Source organism: Pseudomonas taiwanensis, assembly GCF_013393345.1.
GTDB classification, from domain to species: domain Bacteria; phylum Pseudomonadota; class Gammaproteobacteria; order Pseudomonadales; family Pseudomonadaceae; genus Metapseudomonas; species Metapseudomonas resinovorans_C.
In genome coordinates this window covers 26,833-43,365 of record NZ_QJRF01000034.1, presented here as the reverse complement: position 1 = coordinate 43,365, position 16,533 = coordinate 26,833, and the positions used below count along the sequence as shown (strand labels likewise).

General features: G+C 65.0%; 15 protein-coding genes. 11 read left to right on the top strand and 4 right to left on the bottom strand.

Features of this window, described 5'->3' with window-relative positions:
* Positions 1–20 precede the first annotated feature (20 nt).
* Genes DM872_RS04585 through DM872_RS04575 form a run of 3 tightly spaced genes read left to right on the top strand, consistent with a single transcriptional unit; the run spans position 21 to position 3,442 of the window.
* Positions 21–827, top strand: a complete 807-nt coding sequence (locus tag DM872_RS04585; RefSeq protein WP_179058355.1) for a dienelactone hydrolase family protein — start codon at positions 21–23, stop codon at positions 825–827.
* A gap of 45 nt (positions 828–872) precedes the next feature.
* Positions 873–2,264, top strand: a complete 1,392-nt coding sequence (locus DM872_RS04580) for an aldehyde dehydrogenase family protein (RefSeq protein ID WP_179058354.1) — start codon at positions 873–875, stop codon at positions 2,262–2,264.
* An 8-nt stretch (positions 2,265–2,272) separates the two neighbouring features.
* Positions 2,273–3,442, top strand: coding sequence for an iron-containing alcohol dehydrogenase (locus tag DM872_RS04575; RefSeq protein ID WP_179058353.1), 1,170 nt, complete (start codon positions 2,273–2,275; stop codon positions 3,440–3,442).
* A gap of 16 nt (positions 3,443–3,458) precedes the next feature.
* Here DM872_RS04575 and DM872_RS04570 read toward each other — a convergent pair whose 3' ends face one another.
* A complete protein-coding gene (locus DM872_RS04570; RefSeq protein ID WP_179058352.1) occupies positions 3,459–4,322 on the bottom strand; it encodes a LysR substrate-binding domain-containing protein in 864 nt (287 codons plus the stop codon).
* Positions 4,323–4,416: 94 nt separating this feature from the next.
* Here DM872_RS04570 and DM872_RS04565 point away from each other — a divergent pair, with 94 nt between their 5' ends.
* From DM872_RS04565 to pcaC, 8 genes are all read left to right on the top strand, one after another.
* A complete protein-coding gene (locus DM872_RS04565; protein WP_179058351.1) occupies positions 4,417–5,466 on the top strand; it encodes an NAD(P)H-dependent flavin oxidoreductase in 1,050 nt (349 codons plus the stop codon).
* A gap of 383 nt (positions 5,467–5,849) precedes the next feature.
* Entirely contained in the window at positions 5,850–6,350 is a 501-nt protein-coding gene (locus tag DM872_RS04560) for a VOC family protein (protein WP_179058350.1), read from the top strand.
* 156 nt (positions 6,351–6,506) lie between these two features.
* Positions 6,507–7,355, top strand: a complete 849-nt coding sequence (locus DM872_RS04555) for a CoA transferase subunit A (RefSeq protein ID WP_179058349.1) — start codon at positions 6,507–6,509, stop codon at positions 7,353–7,355.
* Positions 7,355–8,137 carry a CoA-transferase subunit beta gene (locus DM872_RS04550; protein WP_179058348.1) on the top strand — a complete coding sequence of 261 codons (783 nt, stop codon included), beginning with the start codon at positions 7,355–7,357 and terminating at the stop codon, positions 8,135–8,137. The genes DM872_RS04555 and DM872_RS04550 overlap by 1 nt, the downstream gene beginning before the upstream one ends.
* Positions 8,134–9,339, top strand: a complete 1,206-nt coding sequence (gene pcaF, locus DM872_RS04545; RefSeq protein WP_179058347.1) for a 3-oxoadipyl-CoA thiolase — start codon at positions 8,134–8,136, stop codon at positions 9,337–9,339. The genes DM872_RS04550 and pcaF overlap by 4 nt, the downstream gene beginning before the upstream one ends.
* Positions 9,340–9,537: 198 nt before the next feature.
* Positions 9,538–10,899, top strand: coding sequence for a 3-carboxy-cis,cis-muconate cycloisomerase (locus tag DM872_RS04540; protein WP_179058346.1), 1,362 nt, complete (start codon positions 9,538–9,540; stop codon positions 10,897–10,899).
* 9 nt (positions 10,900–10,908) lie between these two features.
* On the top strand, positions 10,909–11,697 hold the full coding sequence (gene pcaD / locus DM872_RS04535) for a 3-oxoadipate enol-lactonase (protein ID WP_179058345.1): 789 nt from the start codon (positions 10,909–10,911) through the stop codon (positions 11,695–11,697).
* An 82-nt stretch (positions 11,698–11,779) separates the two neighbouring features.
* On the top strand, positions 11,780–12,175 hold the full coding sequence (gene pcaC / locus DM872_RS04530; protein ID WP_179058344.1) for a 4-carboxymuconolactone decarboxylase: 396 nt from the start codon (positions 11,780–11,782) through the stop codon (positions 12,173–12,175).
* Positions 12,176–12,469: 294 nt separating this feature from the next.
* On the opposite strand, the gene DM872_RS04525 is transcribed toward pcaC, so the two are convergent.
* The 3 genes from DM872_RS04525 to DM872_RS04515 form a co-directional block, all read right to left on the bottom strand.
* Entirely contained in the window at positions 12,470–13,294 is an 825-nt protein-coding gene (locus tag DM872_RS04525; RefSeq protein ID WP_179058343.1) for an aldo/keto reductase, read from the bottom strand.
* Between the two features lie 32 nt (positions 13,295–13,326).
* Positions 13,327–15,042 carry an FAD-dependent oxidoreductase gene (locus DM872_RS04520; RefSeq protein ID WP_179058342.1) on the bottom strand — a complete coding sequence of 572 codons (1,716 nt, stop codon included), beginning with the start codon at positions 15,040–15,042 and terminating at the stop codon, positions 13,327–13,329.
* A gap of 155 nt (positions 15,043–15,197) precedes the next feature.
* Positions 15,198–16,466: an OprD family porin gene (locus DM872_RS04515; RefSeq protein ID WP_179058341.1), complete on the bottom strand. Its 1,269-nt coding sequence runs from the start codon at positions 16,464–16,466 to the stop codon at positions 15,198–15,200.
* Positions 16,467–16,533 lie beyond the last annotated feature (67 nt).

The window sequence follows — 16,533 nt, the reverse complement described above, 5'->3', positions numbered from 1 at the left end:
TCAGGTTGGAGGAATGCTGCATGTCCAGAATCGCGCTCCTGTTTGCGCTGCTCCTCGGTGCCGGCCTCGCCCAGGCCGAAATCAAAGCCACAGAAATTCCCTACAAGGGCCCGGACGGCACATCCCTGATCGGCTACTACGCCTATGACGATGCCGTCGTCGGCAAACGGCCAGGGGTGATCGTGGTTCACGAATGGTGGGGCCAGAACGACTACTCCAAACGTCGCGCTCGCGATCTCGCCGCGCTCGGTTACAGCGCGCTCGCCATCGATATGTATGGCGAGGGCAAGAACACCGAACACCCGGCCGATGCCCAGGCCTTCATGCAGGCTGCCCTGGCCAGCGCTCCGGCGGCCAAGGCGCGTTTCCTCGCCGGGCTCGACCTGCTGAAGGCGCAACCGCAGACCGACCCCGACAAGTTGGCCGCCATCGGCTACTGCTTCGGCGGCAAAGTGGTCCTGGACATGGCTCGCGAAGGCCTGCCGCTGGCCGCCGTCGTCAGTTTCCACGGCGTCCTGGCCGCCACCTCCGCCGCCAAGCCGGGCGCGGTCAAGGCCAAGGTGCTGGTGGAGCATGGCGAGAAGGACACTCTGGTGCCCATGGCCTCGGTCACCACGTTCAAAGAAGAGTTCGACAACGCCAAGGCCGACTACCGTGTGGTGATCCAGCCGAAGGCCAAGCACAGCTTCACCAATCCAGATGCCGACCGCCTGAGCCATGCCGGGCACGGCAGCGAGAAAGGACCGGACTTGGGCTACAACGAGGTGGCGGACGAGAACTCCTGGGCCGACATGCAGGCGCTGTTCAAGGAAACCCTCGGCCAGTAGTGCGTTGGCTAGGCTTGAAAGGAAGGCAACCAAGGGAGCTGTTCCATGAGCAAGCTGCTGCAGACCCGCTCACCCATCGACGGTTCGATCTACGTCGAGCGGCCCTGGGCCTCATCGACGCAGATCGCGGCGGCGCTGGAGCGTGCCGAACTCGCACGGGCAGCCTGGAAAGGAACCCCCGTGGCCGAACGGGTCGCGATCACCCGCCGCGCCATCGCTGCATTCGCTGCGCGTGAGGCGCAACTGGCCGAAGAGCTCTGCTGGATGATGGGACGGCCGATTCGCTATGCACCTGGGGAAATTCGTGGCTTCGTGGAGCGGGCCACCTACATGGCGGATATCGCCGAAGCGGCCCTGGCTGATATCCGTCTACCGGACAAACCTGGCTTCACCCGGTTGATCCGCCGCGAACCACTGGGGTTGGCGCTGGTCATCGCGCCCTGGAACTACCCCTACCTGACGGCCGTGAACGCGGTGGTGCCGGCCTTGCTTGCGGGCAACTGCGTATTGCTCAAGCACTCGGCGCAGACACCGCTCTGCGCAGAGCGGATGGCAGAGGCATTCGTCGAAGCCGGCCTGCCGCTGGGCGTGCTGCAGTACCTGCACCTGACCCACAGTGACACGGAACAGCTGATCCAGGCCGAGCCGGTTCGTCATGTGGCCTTCACCGGCTCGGTAGAAGGCGGTGCCATGGTCGAGCGCGCGGCGGCCGGGCGCTTCATCAGCTCCGGCCTGGAACTCGGCGGCAAGGACCCAGCCTACGTGCGCGCGGATGCCGACCTCGGCCATGCCGTGGAAACCGCCATCGATGGCGCCTTCTTCAATTCCGGCCAGTCCTGTTGTGGCATCGAGCGCATCTACGTGCATGCCGATCTCTACGACGCTTTCGTCGAGAAGGCCGTGGCGCTGGTGGGGGAATACCGTCTGGGCCGTTCCGACGATCCGGAAACCACCCTCGGACCACTGGTGCGCAGCGAAGCGGCGGAGTTCGTCCGGGCGCAGATACGCGAAGCCGTGGGGCAGGGCGCGAAAGTCCATCTCGATCCGAACACCTTCGCCCTGGACCAGCCCGGCAGCGCCTACCTCGCACCCCAGGTACTCACCGATGTCCACCACGGCATGCGGGTGATGAACGAGGAATCATTCGGCCCGGTGGTGGGCATCCAGAAGGTGCGCGACGACGACGAGGCCGTAGCATTGATGAACGACAGCCCTTATGGCCTGACTGCCGCGATCTTCAGCAGGGACGAAACCACTGCCCTGGCGCTGGGGGACCGGGTCGAGGCAGGCACCGTGTTCCTCAACCGCTGCGATTACCTGGACCCGGCCCTGGCCTGGACCGGCGTCAAGCAGTCCGGGCGCGGCTGCACCCTATCAACGGTGGGCTACGAACACCTGACCCGGCCGAAGTCATTCCATTTCAAGAACACTTTGTGAGGCGCGACATGGACCCGAGCCACTTCCGCATGAACTGGAACTACCCGACATCGGTGCGCGTCGGTATCGGTCGTATCAAGGAGCTCGATTCCGCTTGCCGGGAACTGGGCATGCAGGCGCCGCTGCTGGTCACCGACCCGGGGCTCGCGGCGTTGCCGATGATCGATTCGGCATTGCGCCAATGCCGCGATGCGGGACTCACTGCGGGGCTGTTCCACCAGATCAAGGGCAACCCGACTGGACCAAACGTGATGGATGGCGTGGCCGCATTCAAGGCGGGTCGTCATGACGGGGTGATCGCTTTCGGTGGCGGCTCGGCCCTGGATGCCGGCAAGGCCATCGCCTTGATGGTGGGGCAGGATCGTCCGCTCTGGGACTTCGAGGACATCGGCGACAACGCCTCACGCGTCAACGTGGCTGGCATGGCTCCGGTGGTTGCCGTACCCACCACGGCCGGCACCGGATCCGAAGTCGGTCGCGCCGCGGTCATCACCGACGACCAGGCGCATATCAAGCGCATCATCTTCCACGCCCGCATGCTGCCCGCGATCGTCATCCTCGACCCGGAACTCACCGTCGGCCTGCCGCCGAAAATCACCGCAGCCACGGGTATGGACGCGCTGTCCCACAGCCTGGAGGCCTATTGCTCACCGCTCTATCACCCCATGGCTGCCGGCATCGCCCTGGAGGGCATGCGCCTGGTCAAGGACTATCTCCCCCGGGCAACCGCAAAGGGCAGCGATGTCGAAGCCCGGCTGCAGATGCTCGTGGCGTCCAGCATGGGCGCCACCGCCTTCCAGCGTGGCCTGGGTGCCATGCATGCGCTGGCTCATCCCCTGGGCGCGTTGTACGACGCTCACCACGGTTTGCTGAATGCCGTGCTGATGCCCTACGTGCTGCAGGCCAACCGCGCCCACATCGAAGGTCCCATGGCAAGGCTGGCGCGTTACCTAGGCCTGCCGAAGGCGGGTTTTGCCGGCGTGCTCGACTGGGTAGTGGATCTGCGCAGCGAACTGGATATCCCCCACAGCCTGGGCGACATCGGCATCGACGATGGGCGAGTGGAACAGGTCGGACGTATGGCCGAAGTCGATCCGTCGGCTGGCACCAACCCGGTGCAGTACGACGCCCAGGCGTACAGCCGCATCTTCGAGAAGGCACTGCACGGTCGGCTCTGAAGGAGGCCGGAACACCTCAGTAGTTGCCGGAGAGCACCTGGCGAAACGCCTCGAAGGCGGCCGTGGAGTAGCCCTGGCGCCATACCAGCAGGGTTTCGACCTGCATGAGGGGCAGTTGCTGGAGTGGCGAGGGTTCGCGCTGCAGCTCCAGCACCGAGCGTGGCAGGATGCCGACGCAGGAGCCAGCGGATACGCAGGCGAGGATGGCGTGGTAGGAACCCACCTGCTGGACTTTGGGCAATGGGCGACTTTCGCCGGACAACCAGTTCTCGGCGATCTGCCGATAGGTGCAGCCCTCGGCGAATCCTGCCAGTCCACGCACCTGGACATCGGACGGTTCCGTTACCGGTGGGTGGCCGGCTGGCAGTACCAGCAGCAACTCCTCCAGGAACACCGGCTGCGCCTCCAGTCCCATCGCGGCGACTTCCTCCTGGCCTTTGGGCCAGGCCACCAGGGCGCAATCGAGGCGGCGCGCCAGAACACCTTCCAGCAGAGCCTGGCTGGTGCCGGTGCTCACCTCCAGTTCCACGTCAGGGCACTGGCCATGGAAGCGCGCGAGGGGAACGGGAAGACGACTGGCAGCGGTACTTTCCATGCTGCCCAGGCGCAGGCGGCCGCCTGGTTGCAGGGGGTGCATGGCCTGGCGCGCTTCGTCAGCCAGGGCCAGCAGGCGTTCGCTGTAGTCGAGGAAGGCCTGGCCGCGATCGGTCAGGGTCATGCGCTTGCCCTCACGGAGGAAGAGGGGCGTGCCCAACTCTTCCTCCAGCTGGCGAATCCGCGTGGTGACGTTGGACTGCGCCCGCTGCAGGCGCTGGGCCGCACGGGTCACGCTGTGCTCCAGGGCCACGGCACGGAATATCTCCAGGCTGGATAGATCCATGACTAATAATCTCTAATGGAGAATGAGTGCTTAAAATTATTCTCTATTTGAGATAGATTGGCCAGGTTTTCACGTGTCCAGGAGTCGCTGCGTCATGTCCATCACCCAATTGCTCGGTATCGAATTCCCCATCATCCAGGCCCCCATGGTGGGTGTTTCCACCCCGGCCCTCGCGGCTGCCGTGTCCAACGCCGGCGCCCTGGGCTCCATCGGCATTGGTGCCAGCACCCCGGCTCAGGCTCGCGCCATGCTCGCGGAAACCCGTGCCCTGACCAGCCGCCCCTTCAACGTCAACCTGTTCTGCCATCGCCCAGCTGTGGCCGACGCCCAGCGCGAGGCTGCCTGGCTGGAACACCTGCGACCGCTGTTTGCCGAGTTCGGCGCCGAGCCGCCAGCCAGCATTCGCGAGATCTACAAGAGCTTCCTCGCCGATCCGGAAATGGTGCAGATGCTGCTGGATGAGCGTCCGGCCGTGGTCAGCTTCCATTTCGGCCTGCCTTCCCGCGACTGGATCGACGCGCTCAAGGCGGCCGGTATTCGCCTGCTGGCCAGCGCCACGAGCCTGGAAGAGGCGCGCCTGGTGGAGGCAGCAGGCGTCGATGCCATCGTGGCCCAGGGCATCGAAGCCGGTGGCCACCGTGGCGTTTTCGAGCCCGAAAAGGGCGATGCCGGCATCGGCACCCTGGCACTGGTGAGGCTGATCGCCCGCAACTGCCGCCTGCCGGTCATCGCCGCCGGCGGCATCATGGACGGGCAGGGCATCCGCGCCGCGTTGGCGCTGGGTGCCGAGGCTGCGCAACTGGGTACCGCCTTCGTGCCGTGCCCGGAATCCGCCGCAAATGCTGCCTATCGCGCGGCCCTGAAAGGCGAGCGCGCCCACCAGACTCGCATCACCGCCGCCATTTCCGGCCGCGCCGCCCGTGGCATGGTCAACCGCCTCTGGACTGATCTCGACACTGCCGATGCCCCGGCCCTGCCGGACTACCCGAATACCTACGACGCCGCCAAGGCCCTGCATGCCGCCGCCAGCGCCAGGGGCTGCAACGCCTTCGCCGTGCAATGGGCGGGGCAGGGCGCGCCGCTGGCGCGGGAGATGCCGGCGGCGGAGCTGGTGAAGGTGCTGGTGGAAGAAATGTCCGACTGAGCAGGATGTGCCCCGTAGGAGCTGGCTTGCCAGCGAATGGCCGCGCTTCGCCAGCAAGCTGGCTCCTACGGGAGTTCATCGATTTGTGTGGATCGAGGAAATGCACCGCTGAGGGGAATTCGCCCTGTAGGAGCTGGCTTGCCAGCGAATGGAGTCGCTTCGCCAGCAAGCTGGCTCCTACAGGAGGTCATCGATTTGTTTGGATCGAGGATATGCACCGCTGAGGGGAATTCGCCCTGTAGGAGCTGGCTTGCCAGCGAATGGAGTTGCTTCGCCAGCAAGCTGGCTCCTACAGGAAATCATCGAGTGATGTCGATTTGTCGGGGCGCCAATCGACCAGGGGAAGATCATCTATCGTCATTCCACCCACCAGGAGGTGCACCATGAGCAAGCGGATTCACACCATCGTCCCGTGTCTTTGGTTCGACGACCAGGCAGAGGCCGCGGTCAATTTCTACATCGGTATCTTCCCCAATTCGAAGGTCACCGCTATCAGCCGCTATGGCGAGGCGGGTCGGGACGTCCATGGCCGGGAGCCGGGATCGGTGCTCACCGTGGACTTCGAACTGGACGGCCAGCGCTTCACCGCCCTCAATGGCGGTCCGGTGTTCAAGTTCAATGAGGCGGTGTCCTTTCAGATCCACTGCGACGATCAAGAGGAACTGGACCACTACTGGGACAAACTCTCCGCCGGAGGCGACCCGAACGCCCAACAGTGCGGCTGGCTAAAGGACCGCTATGGGCTCTCCTGGCAGGTAGTCCCCATCGCGATGATCAAGATGCTCGAGGACTCCCAGTCGCCAGGCTCCCAGCGCGCCTTCGCAGCCATGATGCAGATGAAGAAACTGGATGTCGCGGCGCTGAAAAAAGCGTTCGACGGCTGAGGTCGCAACGGCCCGGAACGGATTCGGTAGCAAGATACACATCCGTTCGATAACCGCACGAATAGTCGATTATCGGATTGTCCAGGATGGGGGCGGGGAGTACTTTTTCCTCACCCGGCGCCCCCAAACGCCCTGGATAACAACACGAGATCGACCATGGCTGAAATCATTTCCCTCCGCGAAGCCGTCGAGCGTTTCATCAACGACGGCGACAAGGTAGCCCTTGAGGGCTTCACCCACCTGATTCCTACTGCCGCTTCCCACGAAATCATTCGCCAGGGCAAGAAAGACCTGCACGTGGTGCGCATGACCCCCGACCTGGTCTATGACCTGCTGATCGGCGCTGGCTGCACCCGCAAGTTGACCTTCTCCTGGGGCGGCAACCCCGGCGTGGGCTCGCTGCACCGCCTGCGTGATGCCGTCGAGAAGCAGTGGCCGAACGCCCTGGAAATCGACGAGCACAGCCATGCCGACCTGGCCAACTCCTATGTAGCTGGCGCATCCGGCCTGCCGTTCGCCGTGCTGCGCGCCTACGTCGGTTCCGACCTGCCGAAGGTCAACCCGAATATCAAGTTCATCCAGTGCCCGTTCACCGGTGAGCAACTGGCTGCTGTGCCTTCGGTCCGCCCGGACGTCACCGTGATCCACGCCCAGAAGGCTGACCGCAAGGGCAATGTGCTGCTCTGGGGCATCCTCGGCGTGCAGAAGGAAGCTGCCCTGGCGGCCAAGCGTTGCATCGTCACCGTCGAAGAAATCGTCGATGACCTGAACGCGCCGATGAACGCCTGCGTCCTGCCCACCTGGGCCCTGACCGCTGTTTGCCACGTTCCCGGTGGCGCCCATCCGTCCTACGCCCACGGCTACTATGAGCGCGATAACCGCTTCTACCAGGCCTGGGATCCGATCGCCCGCAACCGCGAAACCTTCACTGCCTGGATCGATGAGTACATCCGTGGCACCAAGGATTTCAGCGAGTTCCAAGCCAAGATTGCGGAGGCCAAGTGATGAGCGCCTATACCACTAACGAAATGATGACCGTGGCGGCCGCCCGCCGCCTGAAGAATGGTGCCGTCTGCTTCGTCGGCATCGGCCTGCCGTCCAAGGCCGCCAACCTGGCGCGCCTGACTTCCTCCCCGGACGTGGTGCTGATCTATGAATCCGGCCCCATCGGCGCCAAGCCGAGCGTGCTGCCGCTGTCCATCGGTGACGGCGAACTGGCCGAAACCGCCGACACCGTAGTGCCCACCGGCGAAATCTTCCGCTACTGGCTGCAAGGTGGCCGCATCGACGTCGGCTTCCTCGGCGCAGCCCAGGTGGACCGCTTCGGCAACATCAACACCACCGTGATCGGCGACTACAACAGCCCGAAAGTGCGCCTGCCGGGCGCGGGCGGTGCTCCGGAGATCGCCGGTTCCGCCAAGGAAGTGCTGATCATCCTCAAGCAGTCCCATCGCACCTTCGTCGACAAGCTGGCCTTCATCACCTCCGTCGGCCACGGCGAAGGCGGTGACCACCGCAAGCAGCTCGGCCTGCCCGGCAAAGGCCCGGTGGCGCTGATCACCGACCTCTGCATCATGGAGCCGGAAGCTGGCACCAACGAATTCATCGTCACCTCGCTGCACCCGGGCGTGACCCGCGAGCAAGTGATCGAGAACACCGGCTGGGCCATCCGCTTCGCTGCCGATGTGTCCGAGACTCAGGCTCCGAACGAAACCGAGCTGACCGCACTGCGCGCCCTTGAGGAACGCACCGCCGCCGCCCACGGCCAGCAAGGGGGTGAGGAATGAGCCGGGAGGTCTACATCTGCGACGCCATCCGCACGCCCATCGGCCGCTTTGGCGGTTCGCTGGCTCCGGTACGCGCCGACGACCTGGCTGCCGTCCCGATCAAGGCCCTGGTGGAGCGAAATCCCCAGGTCAAATGGGACCAGCTGGATGAGGTCTTCCTCGGCTGCGCCAACCAGGCCGGCGAAGACAACCGCAACGTCGCGCGCATGGCGCTGCTGCTGGCCGGCCTGCCGGACAGCATTCCGGGCGTCACCCTGAACCGTCTGTGCGCTTCGGGCATGGATGCGGTGGGCACTGCCTTCCGCGCCATCGCCTCGGGTGAAATGGAGCTGGCCATCGCTGGCGGCGTGGAATCCATGTCCCGCGCCCCCTATGTGATGGGCAAGGCCGACAGCGCTTTCGGCCGCACCCAGAAAATCGAAGACACCACCATCGGCTGGCGCTTCATCAACCCCCTGATGAAGGCCCAGTACGGCGTCGATGCCATGCCGCAGACCGCGGACAACGTGGCTGATGACTACCAGGTTTCCCGTGAAGACCAGGACCTGTTCTCCCTGCGCAGCCAGCAGCGTGCCGGTCGCGCTCAGGCCGAAGGCTTCTTCGCCGAGGAAATCGTTCCGGTGGTGATCAAGGGCAAGAAGAGCGAGACCGTGGTCGACCAGGACGAACACCTGCGTCCGGACACCACCCTCGAAGCCCTGGCCAAGCTGAAACCGGTCAACGGTGAAGGCAAGACCGTCACCGCCGGCAACGCCTCTGGCGTGAACGACGGTGCCGTGGCGCTGATCCTGGCTTCCGCCGAAGCGGTGAAGAAGCACGGCCTGACCCCGCGCGCGAAAGTGCTCGGCATGGCCAGCGCCGGCGTTGCCCCGCGCGTGATGGGCATCGGCCCGGTGCCGGCGGTGCGCAAGCTGATGGAACGCCTGAACCTGGCCATCGGTGACTTCGACGTGATCGAACTGAACGAAGCCTTCGCTGCTCAAGGCCTGGCCGTAATGCGCGAACTCGGCATCGCCGACGACAGCGACAAGGTCAACCCGAACGGCGGCGCCATCGCCCTCGGCCACCCGCTGGGTGCCAGTGGTGCGCGTCTGGTCCAGACAGCCCTGCACCAGCTGGAGAAATCCGGCGGCAAGCTCGGCCTGGCAACCATGTGCGTGGGTGTGGGCCAAGGCCTGGCCATCGCCATCGAGAAGGTCTGACAGGCTACTGCGCTTGCCGGAAATGGCTGACCTGTAGGATGGGTAGAGCCTGCGAAACCCATCAATGCGACACCGCATGGGTTTCGCTCCGCTCGCGGATCGCCGCCCGACCCATCCTACGGCTAGATCTCGCACCACTGGCTCGCAAGGGCCGGCTGCTATAAAACGAAACACTATCCCGAATTTCGGAGCACTGGCTTGAACAGCCCGAGCAACCAACTCTTCGACGCCTATTTCACCCAGCCTGCCATGCGTGCGGTGTTCTCCGACCAGGGCCGGGTGCAGGGCATGCTGGACTTCGAGGCCGCACTGGCCCGTGCAGAGGCGAGCGTCGGCCTGATTCCCGGCGACGCCGTCGCGCCCATCGAGGCAGCTAGCAAGGCTGAACTCTACGACTACTTCGCGCTGGCCCACGCCATTGTCACGGCTGGCAATTCCGCCATTCCGCTGGTGAAGGCCCTCGGCAAGCGGGTCGCGGCCAAGAGCGCGGAAGCCGAACGCTACGTGCACCTCGGCGCCACCAGCCAGGACGCCATGGACAGCGGCCTGGTGCTGCAGCTGCGTGCCGCAGCCGAGCTGCTGGAGCAGGACCTGGCCGGCCTGGCCGAAGCCTTGGCAGTCCAGGCCGAACGCTTCGCCGATACCCCGCTGGCCGGCCGCACCTGGCTGCAGCAGGCCACTCCCGTCACCCTCGGCATGAAGCTCGCCGGGGTGCTGGGCGCCGTCACCCGTCATCGGCAACGCCTGGCCGAGCTCAAGCCGCGTCTGTTCTGCCTGCAGTTCGGCGGCGCGTCCGGCAGCCTGGCTGCACTGGGCGATCAGGCCTGGCCGGTGGCCGAAGCGCTGGCCCGCGAACTGGACCTGAACCTGCCGGACCAGCCCTGGCACACCCAACGCGACCGCCTGGTGGAATTCGCCAGCCTGCTCGGCCTGATCGCCGGTAGTCTCGGCAAGCTTGGTCGTGACCTGAGCCTGTTGATGCAGACCGAAGCAGGTGAAGTCTTCGAACCCTCTGCGCCCGGCAAAGGTGGTTCGTCCACCATGCCGCACAAGCGCAATCCGGTGAGTGCCGCCGTGCTGATCGGCGCCGCCACCCGCGCGCCTGGCCTGGTGTCCACGATGTTCGCCGCCATGCCCCAGGAGCACGAGCGCAGCCTCGGCCTGTGGCATGCCGAATGGGAAACCCTGCCGGAGCTCTGCTGCCTGGTATCCGGTGCCCTGCAGCAGGCGCTGCTGGTGGTGCCCAGCCTGGAAGTCGATGCCGCGCGCATGCGCCGCAACCTCGACTTGACTCAGGGGCTGGTGCTGGCCGAAGCCGTGAGCATCGCCCTTGCCCAGCGCATCGGCCGTGACGCCGCCCATCACCTGGTGGAGCAGTGCTGCCGCCAGGCGGTGAAGGAGGGCGCCCACCTGCGTGCCGTGCTCGGCGCCAATGCCGAAGTCAGCGCACAACTTTCCGCCGCCGAGCTGGACCGTCTGCTCGATCCGGCCCATTACCTCGGACAGGCGCGTCGCTGGGTCGAACGCGCTGTGACCGATCACAAGCATTTTTCGCGTTAGGAGATTTACATGCCTGCCGTACGTCTCGCCGATGGCGACCTGAACTACCTCCTCGAAGGCCCGGCCGGTGCGCCGGTGCTGGTGCTGTCCAACTCCCTGGGCACCGACCTGCACATGTGGGATGTCCAGATCCCGGCCTTCACTCAGCACTTCCAGGTGCTGCGCTACGACACCCGAGGCCACGGTAAGTCCCTGGTCAGCGAGGGTCCCTACAGCATCGAGCAACTGGGCGGTGACGTACTGGCCCTGCTGGATGCCCTGGATATCGAGAAGGCGTACTTCTGCGGCCTGTCCATGGGCGGCCTGATCGGCCAGTGGCTGGCCATCAACGCCCCCGCGCGCATCGAGCGCCTGGTGCTGTGCAACACCGCCGCCAAGATCGGCGCCCCCGAAGTCTGGAATCCGCGCATCGACACCGTGCTGTCTGGCGGTGCCCAGGCCATGCGCGATCTGCGTGATGCTTCGATCTCCCGCTGGTTCACCCCGGATTTCGCCGAGGCGGAGCCGGCCAAGGTCGAGCCCATCGTCGGCATGTTGGCGCAGACCTCGCCCGAGGGTTACGCCGCCAACTGCGCCGCCGTGCGTGACGCCGATTACCGCGAGCAGCTTGGCCGCATCAGCGCGCCGACCCTGATCGTCTGCGGCAGCGGCGACCCGGTGACCACCACCGAGCACGGCCGTTTCATGCAGGAGCGCATCGCCGGTGCCGAACTGGTGGAGTTCCACGCCGCGCATCTGTCCAACGTGCAGGCTGGCGATACCTTCAGCCAGCGCGTGCTGGCGTTCCTCACTGCCTGACTATTGATGTAGGAGCGAGCTTGCTCGCGAAGTGGTTCGCGAGCAAAGCTCGCTCCTACGATCCCCATTCGAGGACGTATCGATGGACGAGAAAGAACGCTACGAAGCCGGCATGCAGGTTCGCCGCGCGGTTCTGGGCGACGCCCATGTGGACCGCAGCCTGCATAACCTCACGCCGTTCAACGAAGAGTTCCAGGAAATGATCACCCGCCATGCCTGGGGTGATATCTGGACCCGCCCGGGCCTGCCGCGCCACACCCGCAGCCTGGTCACCATCGCCATGCTCATCGGCATGAACCGCGAGGGCGAGCTGAAGCTGCACCTGCGCGCCGCGAAGAACAACGGCGTTAGCCGCGACGAGATCAAGGAAGTGATCATGCAGAGCGCCATTTACTGCGGCATCCCCGCCGCCAATGCCACCTTCCACCTGGCCGAAGCCGTGTGGGATGAGCTGGGCGTGGAATCGCTGCAAGGCTGATCTGCGCAATACCCGAACGCCGCCCGGACCACGCATCCGGGCGGCGTTTTTTGTTGGGCCATCGGTTCCGGATCGGACATTCGTGGCAGTTTTTGTGGGAGCGAATTCATTCGCGAAAAGGGTGGCTGAACCCCCTCAGGTCAGAGCAATGGCAGACCTTCGGCCTGTTTCGCGATTGAAATCGCCCCCACAGGATTGGTGCCGGGCCGAGAGTCGGAACAGGCTTGCACCTTGTGGGGGGGGGGCCGAATTCATTCGCTAAGGGCAACGCAGTTGCCCCCACATTTCTCGCTATCAGGCATCCCACTCCGGCGCGAAGTCCGGGCTGACCACTCGGCGGTTCTTCGGCAGCGCGTCGATCAGGGCGCGGTCTTCGTCGTCCAGTTCCACCTTGAGCGCATCCAGGTTGGACTGTTGATTCGCCTGGCTGGACGCCTTCGGAATGGCCGCGACGCCGTCCTGCTCCAACAGCCACTTCAACGCCACCTGACTGGGTAGCACGCCGTGCTTCTCGGCAATCTGCCTGATCGCGGCCTGCTCCGCTGCCAGCCCACGGGCTAGTGGGGTGTAGGCGGTCAGGGCCAGGCCTTTGCTGCGGGCATAATCCAGCAGGCGCTGCTGGTCGAGCATGACGTGGTACTCCACCTGGATGGCGGACAGGGGCGCACCGAGGTCATCGACCACCTGGCGCAGCAGGCCCAGGGGGAAATTGGCGACACCGATGCAGCGCGCTTTACCTTCATCGCGCAGGGCCACCAGGGTTTCGATGCTGCGCGGAAGGTCCCAGTCCCTGGCTGGCCAATGGATCAGGAACAGATCCACCTGCTCGGTGCCCAGGGCGCGCAGGCTGTCTTCCAGGGACTGGCGCATGGCGGCCGGCTGCAGCTTGTCCCACCAGACCTTGGTAGTCAGATGAATGGAGTCGCGAACGACATCAGTCTGGCGCAGGGCTTCACCCACGGCGGCCTCGTTCTCGTAGGCGGGTGCTGTGTCGATGTGGCGGTAGCCCAGCTCCAGGGCCTGGCGCACAGCACGGGTGCATTCCTCGCCCGTCATGGGCCAGGTGCCGAGGCCGAGTTGGGGCATGTTCAGTCCCTGGGCGGTGGTGAGATTCCGCATGGATGACTCCTTGTTCGTGGATAGAAGCTTGCTCATTGGGGGATGCCAGCCGCATGGCGGCCGGCGATGTAGCCGAAGGTCATGGCCGGGCCCAGGTTGATGCCGCCGGACGGGTAGTGCCCGCCCAGCACGCTGGCCATGTCGGTGCCTGCTGCATACAGCCCGGGAATCGGTTGGCCGTTCCCGTCCAGTACACGTGCTTGTCCATCGGTGCGCAGGCCGGCGAAGGTGCCGAAGCAGCCTGGCTGGACCTTCACCGCATAGAACGGGCCGTGCTCGATCGGCGCCACGCAGGGGTTGGAACCCTTATGCAGGGCGTCCCCGTTGCGGCGATTGAATGCGGTGCTGCCACGTCCGAACTCCGGGTCTTCACCGTGGCGGGCATGGTGGTTGAACGCAGCCACGCTGGTGGTCAGCCCGGCGGCGTCGATGCCACAGGCTTGTGCCAGTTCGACCAGGGTGCTGCCGCGCTTGAGGTAGCCATTGCGCAGGTGCGGCCAGAGCGGCACTGGTGCGGGGCGGGCGAAGCCCAGTCCGTAGCGGCGCTGGAAGCGATGGTCGCAGATCAGCCAGGAACAGCTTTCCTCGCCTTCCGGAACAGCCTTGTTCATGGCGTCCACATAGTCGTAGTAGCCGCCGGCTTCGTTGACGAAGCGCTTGCCGTTGCTGAGGACGCCGATGATTCCGGGCTTGCCGCGATCGATGATGTGGGGGAAATGGCCAAAGGTGCCGTTGGGGTAGGGCACTCGGGATACCGGCGCCCAGGCCACGGGAGAACGCAGGTCGTCGGCCACGACGCCGCCGACGGACTCACCCAGACGCAGGCCGTCGCCGCAGCAGGACGCCGGGGGCAGGGCAAGGTTGTCGTGGCCACTGATATCGCGGGGGAACATGGCCTTGCGTCGAACCGGGTCGTTGGGGAAACCACCGGCTGCCAGGACCACGGCCTTGGCATGGATGGTGACCTCTATGCCGTCCTGCTCGATCACGGCGCCACGAACGCTGCCGCCTTCGACTATCAGCCGTCGCGCTGGCGCCGATTCCATCAGTTGCACGCCGAGGTCGTTGGCCGACCGGGCCAGGCGCGCCACCAGCGCTACGCCGTTCACCAGGTGCATGGCGCGTCCATAGCGTGCCAGGTGGTAGAGGTGAGTAAGGAAGCGCCGCGTCACATGGGCGAAGGCGCTTAGTGAGCGGGTCATGCCGAGGAAGGCGGCCAGGTCGGCCCCGGCCATGATCGGCATGCCCATGAAGGACGTTTCACGCATGGTCTTGCGCAGGCGCGGCAGCAGGTTCCCGACTTCGCGACCGTCATAGGGCGCGGCGATCACCTGATGGCCACCGCTGGCGGCGCCGGGCGTATCGTCGTGCATGTCGGGAATACCGTTGCCATCGACGAACTGCAGCTCGGTGTGTTGCTCGAAGAAGCTCACCATCTCCGGGCAGGTTTCGAGGAAGGCATCCACCAGTTCCGGTCGGAATTGCTCGCCCAGCTCATTGCGCAGGTAAGTGCGCGGCTGCTCGATGTCTTCTTCGATACCGGCACGCCGGGCCAAGGGATTGCGCGGTACCCACATCCAGCCCCCGGACCAGGCGGTGGCGCCACCGAATACCGGTTCCTTTTCGACGAGGATTACCTTCTGGCCGTGATAGGCGGCGGTGACGGCGGCGGCAAGACCCGCGGCGCCAGAGCCGATGACCAGCAGATCGCAGTCGAGGCGGTTGGGAACAGAGCGTGCGGCAGGCATGTCGGATTAACCTCAAATACTGGAACCATGTTCCGTATTCTATTGCTGCTATCTCCCGTGACCAAGGCCGGGGTCGTGCAAGTGGCCGGTCAGCGAACATAAAAAAGCCCGCCAATTGGCGGGCCGAGGGAGGTGAAGCACGCTTACCCAAAGGATCAGAGGATCGACAGCGGATAGCTGACGATCAGACGGTTTTCGTCGAATTCGTTGTTGCTGAAGTCGCGGCGGATGCTCGAATTGCGCCACTTCACGTTGAGTGCCTTGAAGGCGCCGGACTGGACCACATAGGCCAGTTCGGTTTCACGGATCCATTCCTTGCCGTCGGTCACTGTGCCCACCTGCGCGTCCTCGCCGCTGATGTAGCGGTTCATCAGGGTCAGGCCGGGCACGCCGAGTGCGGCGAAGTTGTAGTCGTGACGGACCTGCCAGGACTTCTCCTTGGCGTTGTCGAAGCTGGAGTTGTAGCTGTCGTTGGCCAGGGTGCCGCCGCTGGTGCCGTTGACGCGCATCCAGGCATCGTCGCCGCTGACTTTCTGCAGGCCGACGTAGAAGGTGTTGCCACCATGCTTGGCCGACAGCAGCGCCGACCATGTGCGGTTGTCGAGGTCGCCGGCCAGGGCGTTGCCGTTCTCCTTGCCGTTGAAGTAGCCGAGGTTGGCGCCCAGGGTCCAGTCGCCGACGGGCTGGCTGTGCATCACCTGCAGGTACTGCTGTTGGTAGATGTCTTCCAGTTCGGCGTACCAGAGGCCGACCAGGGTGCGCTTCTCGTTGAAGGCGTATTCACCGCCGGCGAAGTTGAAGCGGTCGGAGGTGAAGGCCGCGCGACCGTTCATGGACATGTCTTCCATGCTCGCGTCATTGCGCGGGCTGTTCTGGCGGAACTGGCCACCGTAGAGCGTCAGGCCGTCGATCTCCTGGGAGGTGACCTGGCCGCCCTGGAAGGTCTGCGGCAGGGAGCGGCCATCGTCGGAACGCAGGATCGGCAGCACGGGCATCCACTCGCCGACCTTCAGCTCGGTCTTCGACACGCGCATCTTGCCGGCCACGGCCAGGCGGCCGAAGTCGTCGGCGGGGCGGCCGTCGTCATGCACCGGCAGCAGCTGGGTGCCACGGGTGCCTTTGCCACCGTCGAGCTTGACCGACAACAGACCGAGCATGTCGACGCCGAATCCCACCGGGCCTTCGGTGAAGCCCGAGCGGGCATCGAGGATGAAGTTCTGCGTCCATTCCTCGGCCTTGCCTTGGGGGTAGGTCGGGTTCACGAAGTTGCGGTTGATGTAGAAGTTGCGCAGGTTCAGCGTGGCCGTGGCGTCCTCCACGAAACCGTGCTCATCGGCAGCCAGGGCGGGCAGGGCGGCCAGGGAAACGGCGGCGGCGAGGATGCACGGAACAAAGGGTTGGGCCTGGCGGCGGGTGGAATTCATGCTCGTTCTTGCCTCTGTGATTGTTGTTTTCGGGTGCGCAAAAGCCCCTTCGCGGCGCTTGCGCGAA

Coding starts and splice junctions, on each gene's coding strand:
- DM872_RS04585 (WP_179058355.1), top strand. CDS start 21: ATGTCCAGAATCGCGCTCCTGTTTGCGCTGCTCCTCGGTGCCGGCCTC.
- DM872_RS04580 (WP_179058354.1), top strand. CDS start 873: ATGAGCAAGCTGCTGCAGACCCGCTCACCCATCGACGGTTCGATCTAC.
- DM872_RS04575 (WP_179058353.1), top strand. CDS start 2,273: ATGGACCCGAGCCACTTCCGCATGAACTGGAACTACCCGACATCGGTG.
- DM872_RS04570 (WP_179058352.1), bottom strand. CDS start 4,322: ATGGATCTATCCAGCCTGGAGATATTCCGTGCCGTGGCCCTGGAGCAC.
- DM872_RS04565 (WP_179058351.1), top strand. CDS start 4,417: ATGTCCATCACCCAATTGCTCGGTATCGAATTCCCCATCATCCAGGCC.
- DM872_RS04560 (WP_179058350.1), top strand. CDS start 5,850: ATGAGCAAGCGGATTCACACCATCGTCCCGTGTCTTTGGTTCGACGAC.
- DM872_RS04555 (WP_179058349.1), top strand. CDS start 6,507: ATGGCTGAAATCATTTCCCTCCGCGAAGCCGTCGAGCGTTTCATCAAC.
- DM872_RS04550 (WP_179058348.1), top strand. CDS start 7,355: ATGAGCGCCTATACCACTAACGAAATGATGACCGTGGCGGCCGCCCGC.
- pcaF (WP_179058347.1), top strand. CDS start 8,134: ATGAGCCGGGAGGTCTACATCTGCGACGCCATCCGCACGCCCATCGGC.
- pcaD (WP_179058345.1), top strand. CDS start 10,909: ATGCCTGCCGTACGTCTCGCCGATGGCGACCTGAACTACCTCCTCGAA.
- pcaC (WP_179058344.1), top strand. CDS start 11,780: ATGGACGAGAAAGAACGCTACGAAGCCGGCATGCAGGTTCGCCGCGCG.
- DM872_RS04525 (WP_179058343.1), bottom strand. CDS start 13,294: ATGCGGAATCTCACCACCGCCCAGGGACTGAACATGCCCCAACTCGGC.
- DM872_RS04520 (WP_179058342.1), bottom strand. CDS start 15,042: ATGCCTGCCGCACGCTCTGTTCCCAACCGCCTCGACTGCGATCTGCTG.
- DM872_RS04515 (WP_179058341.1), bottom strand. CDS start 16,466: ATGAATTCCACCCGCCGCCAGGCCCAACCCTTTGTTCCGTGCATCCTC.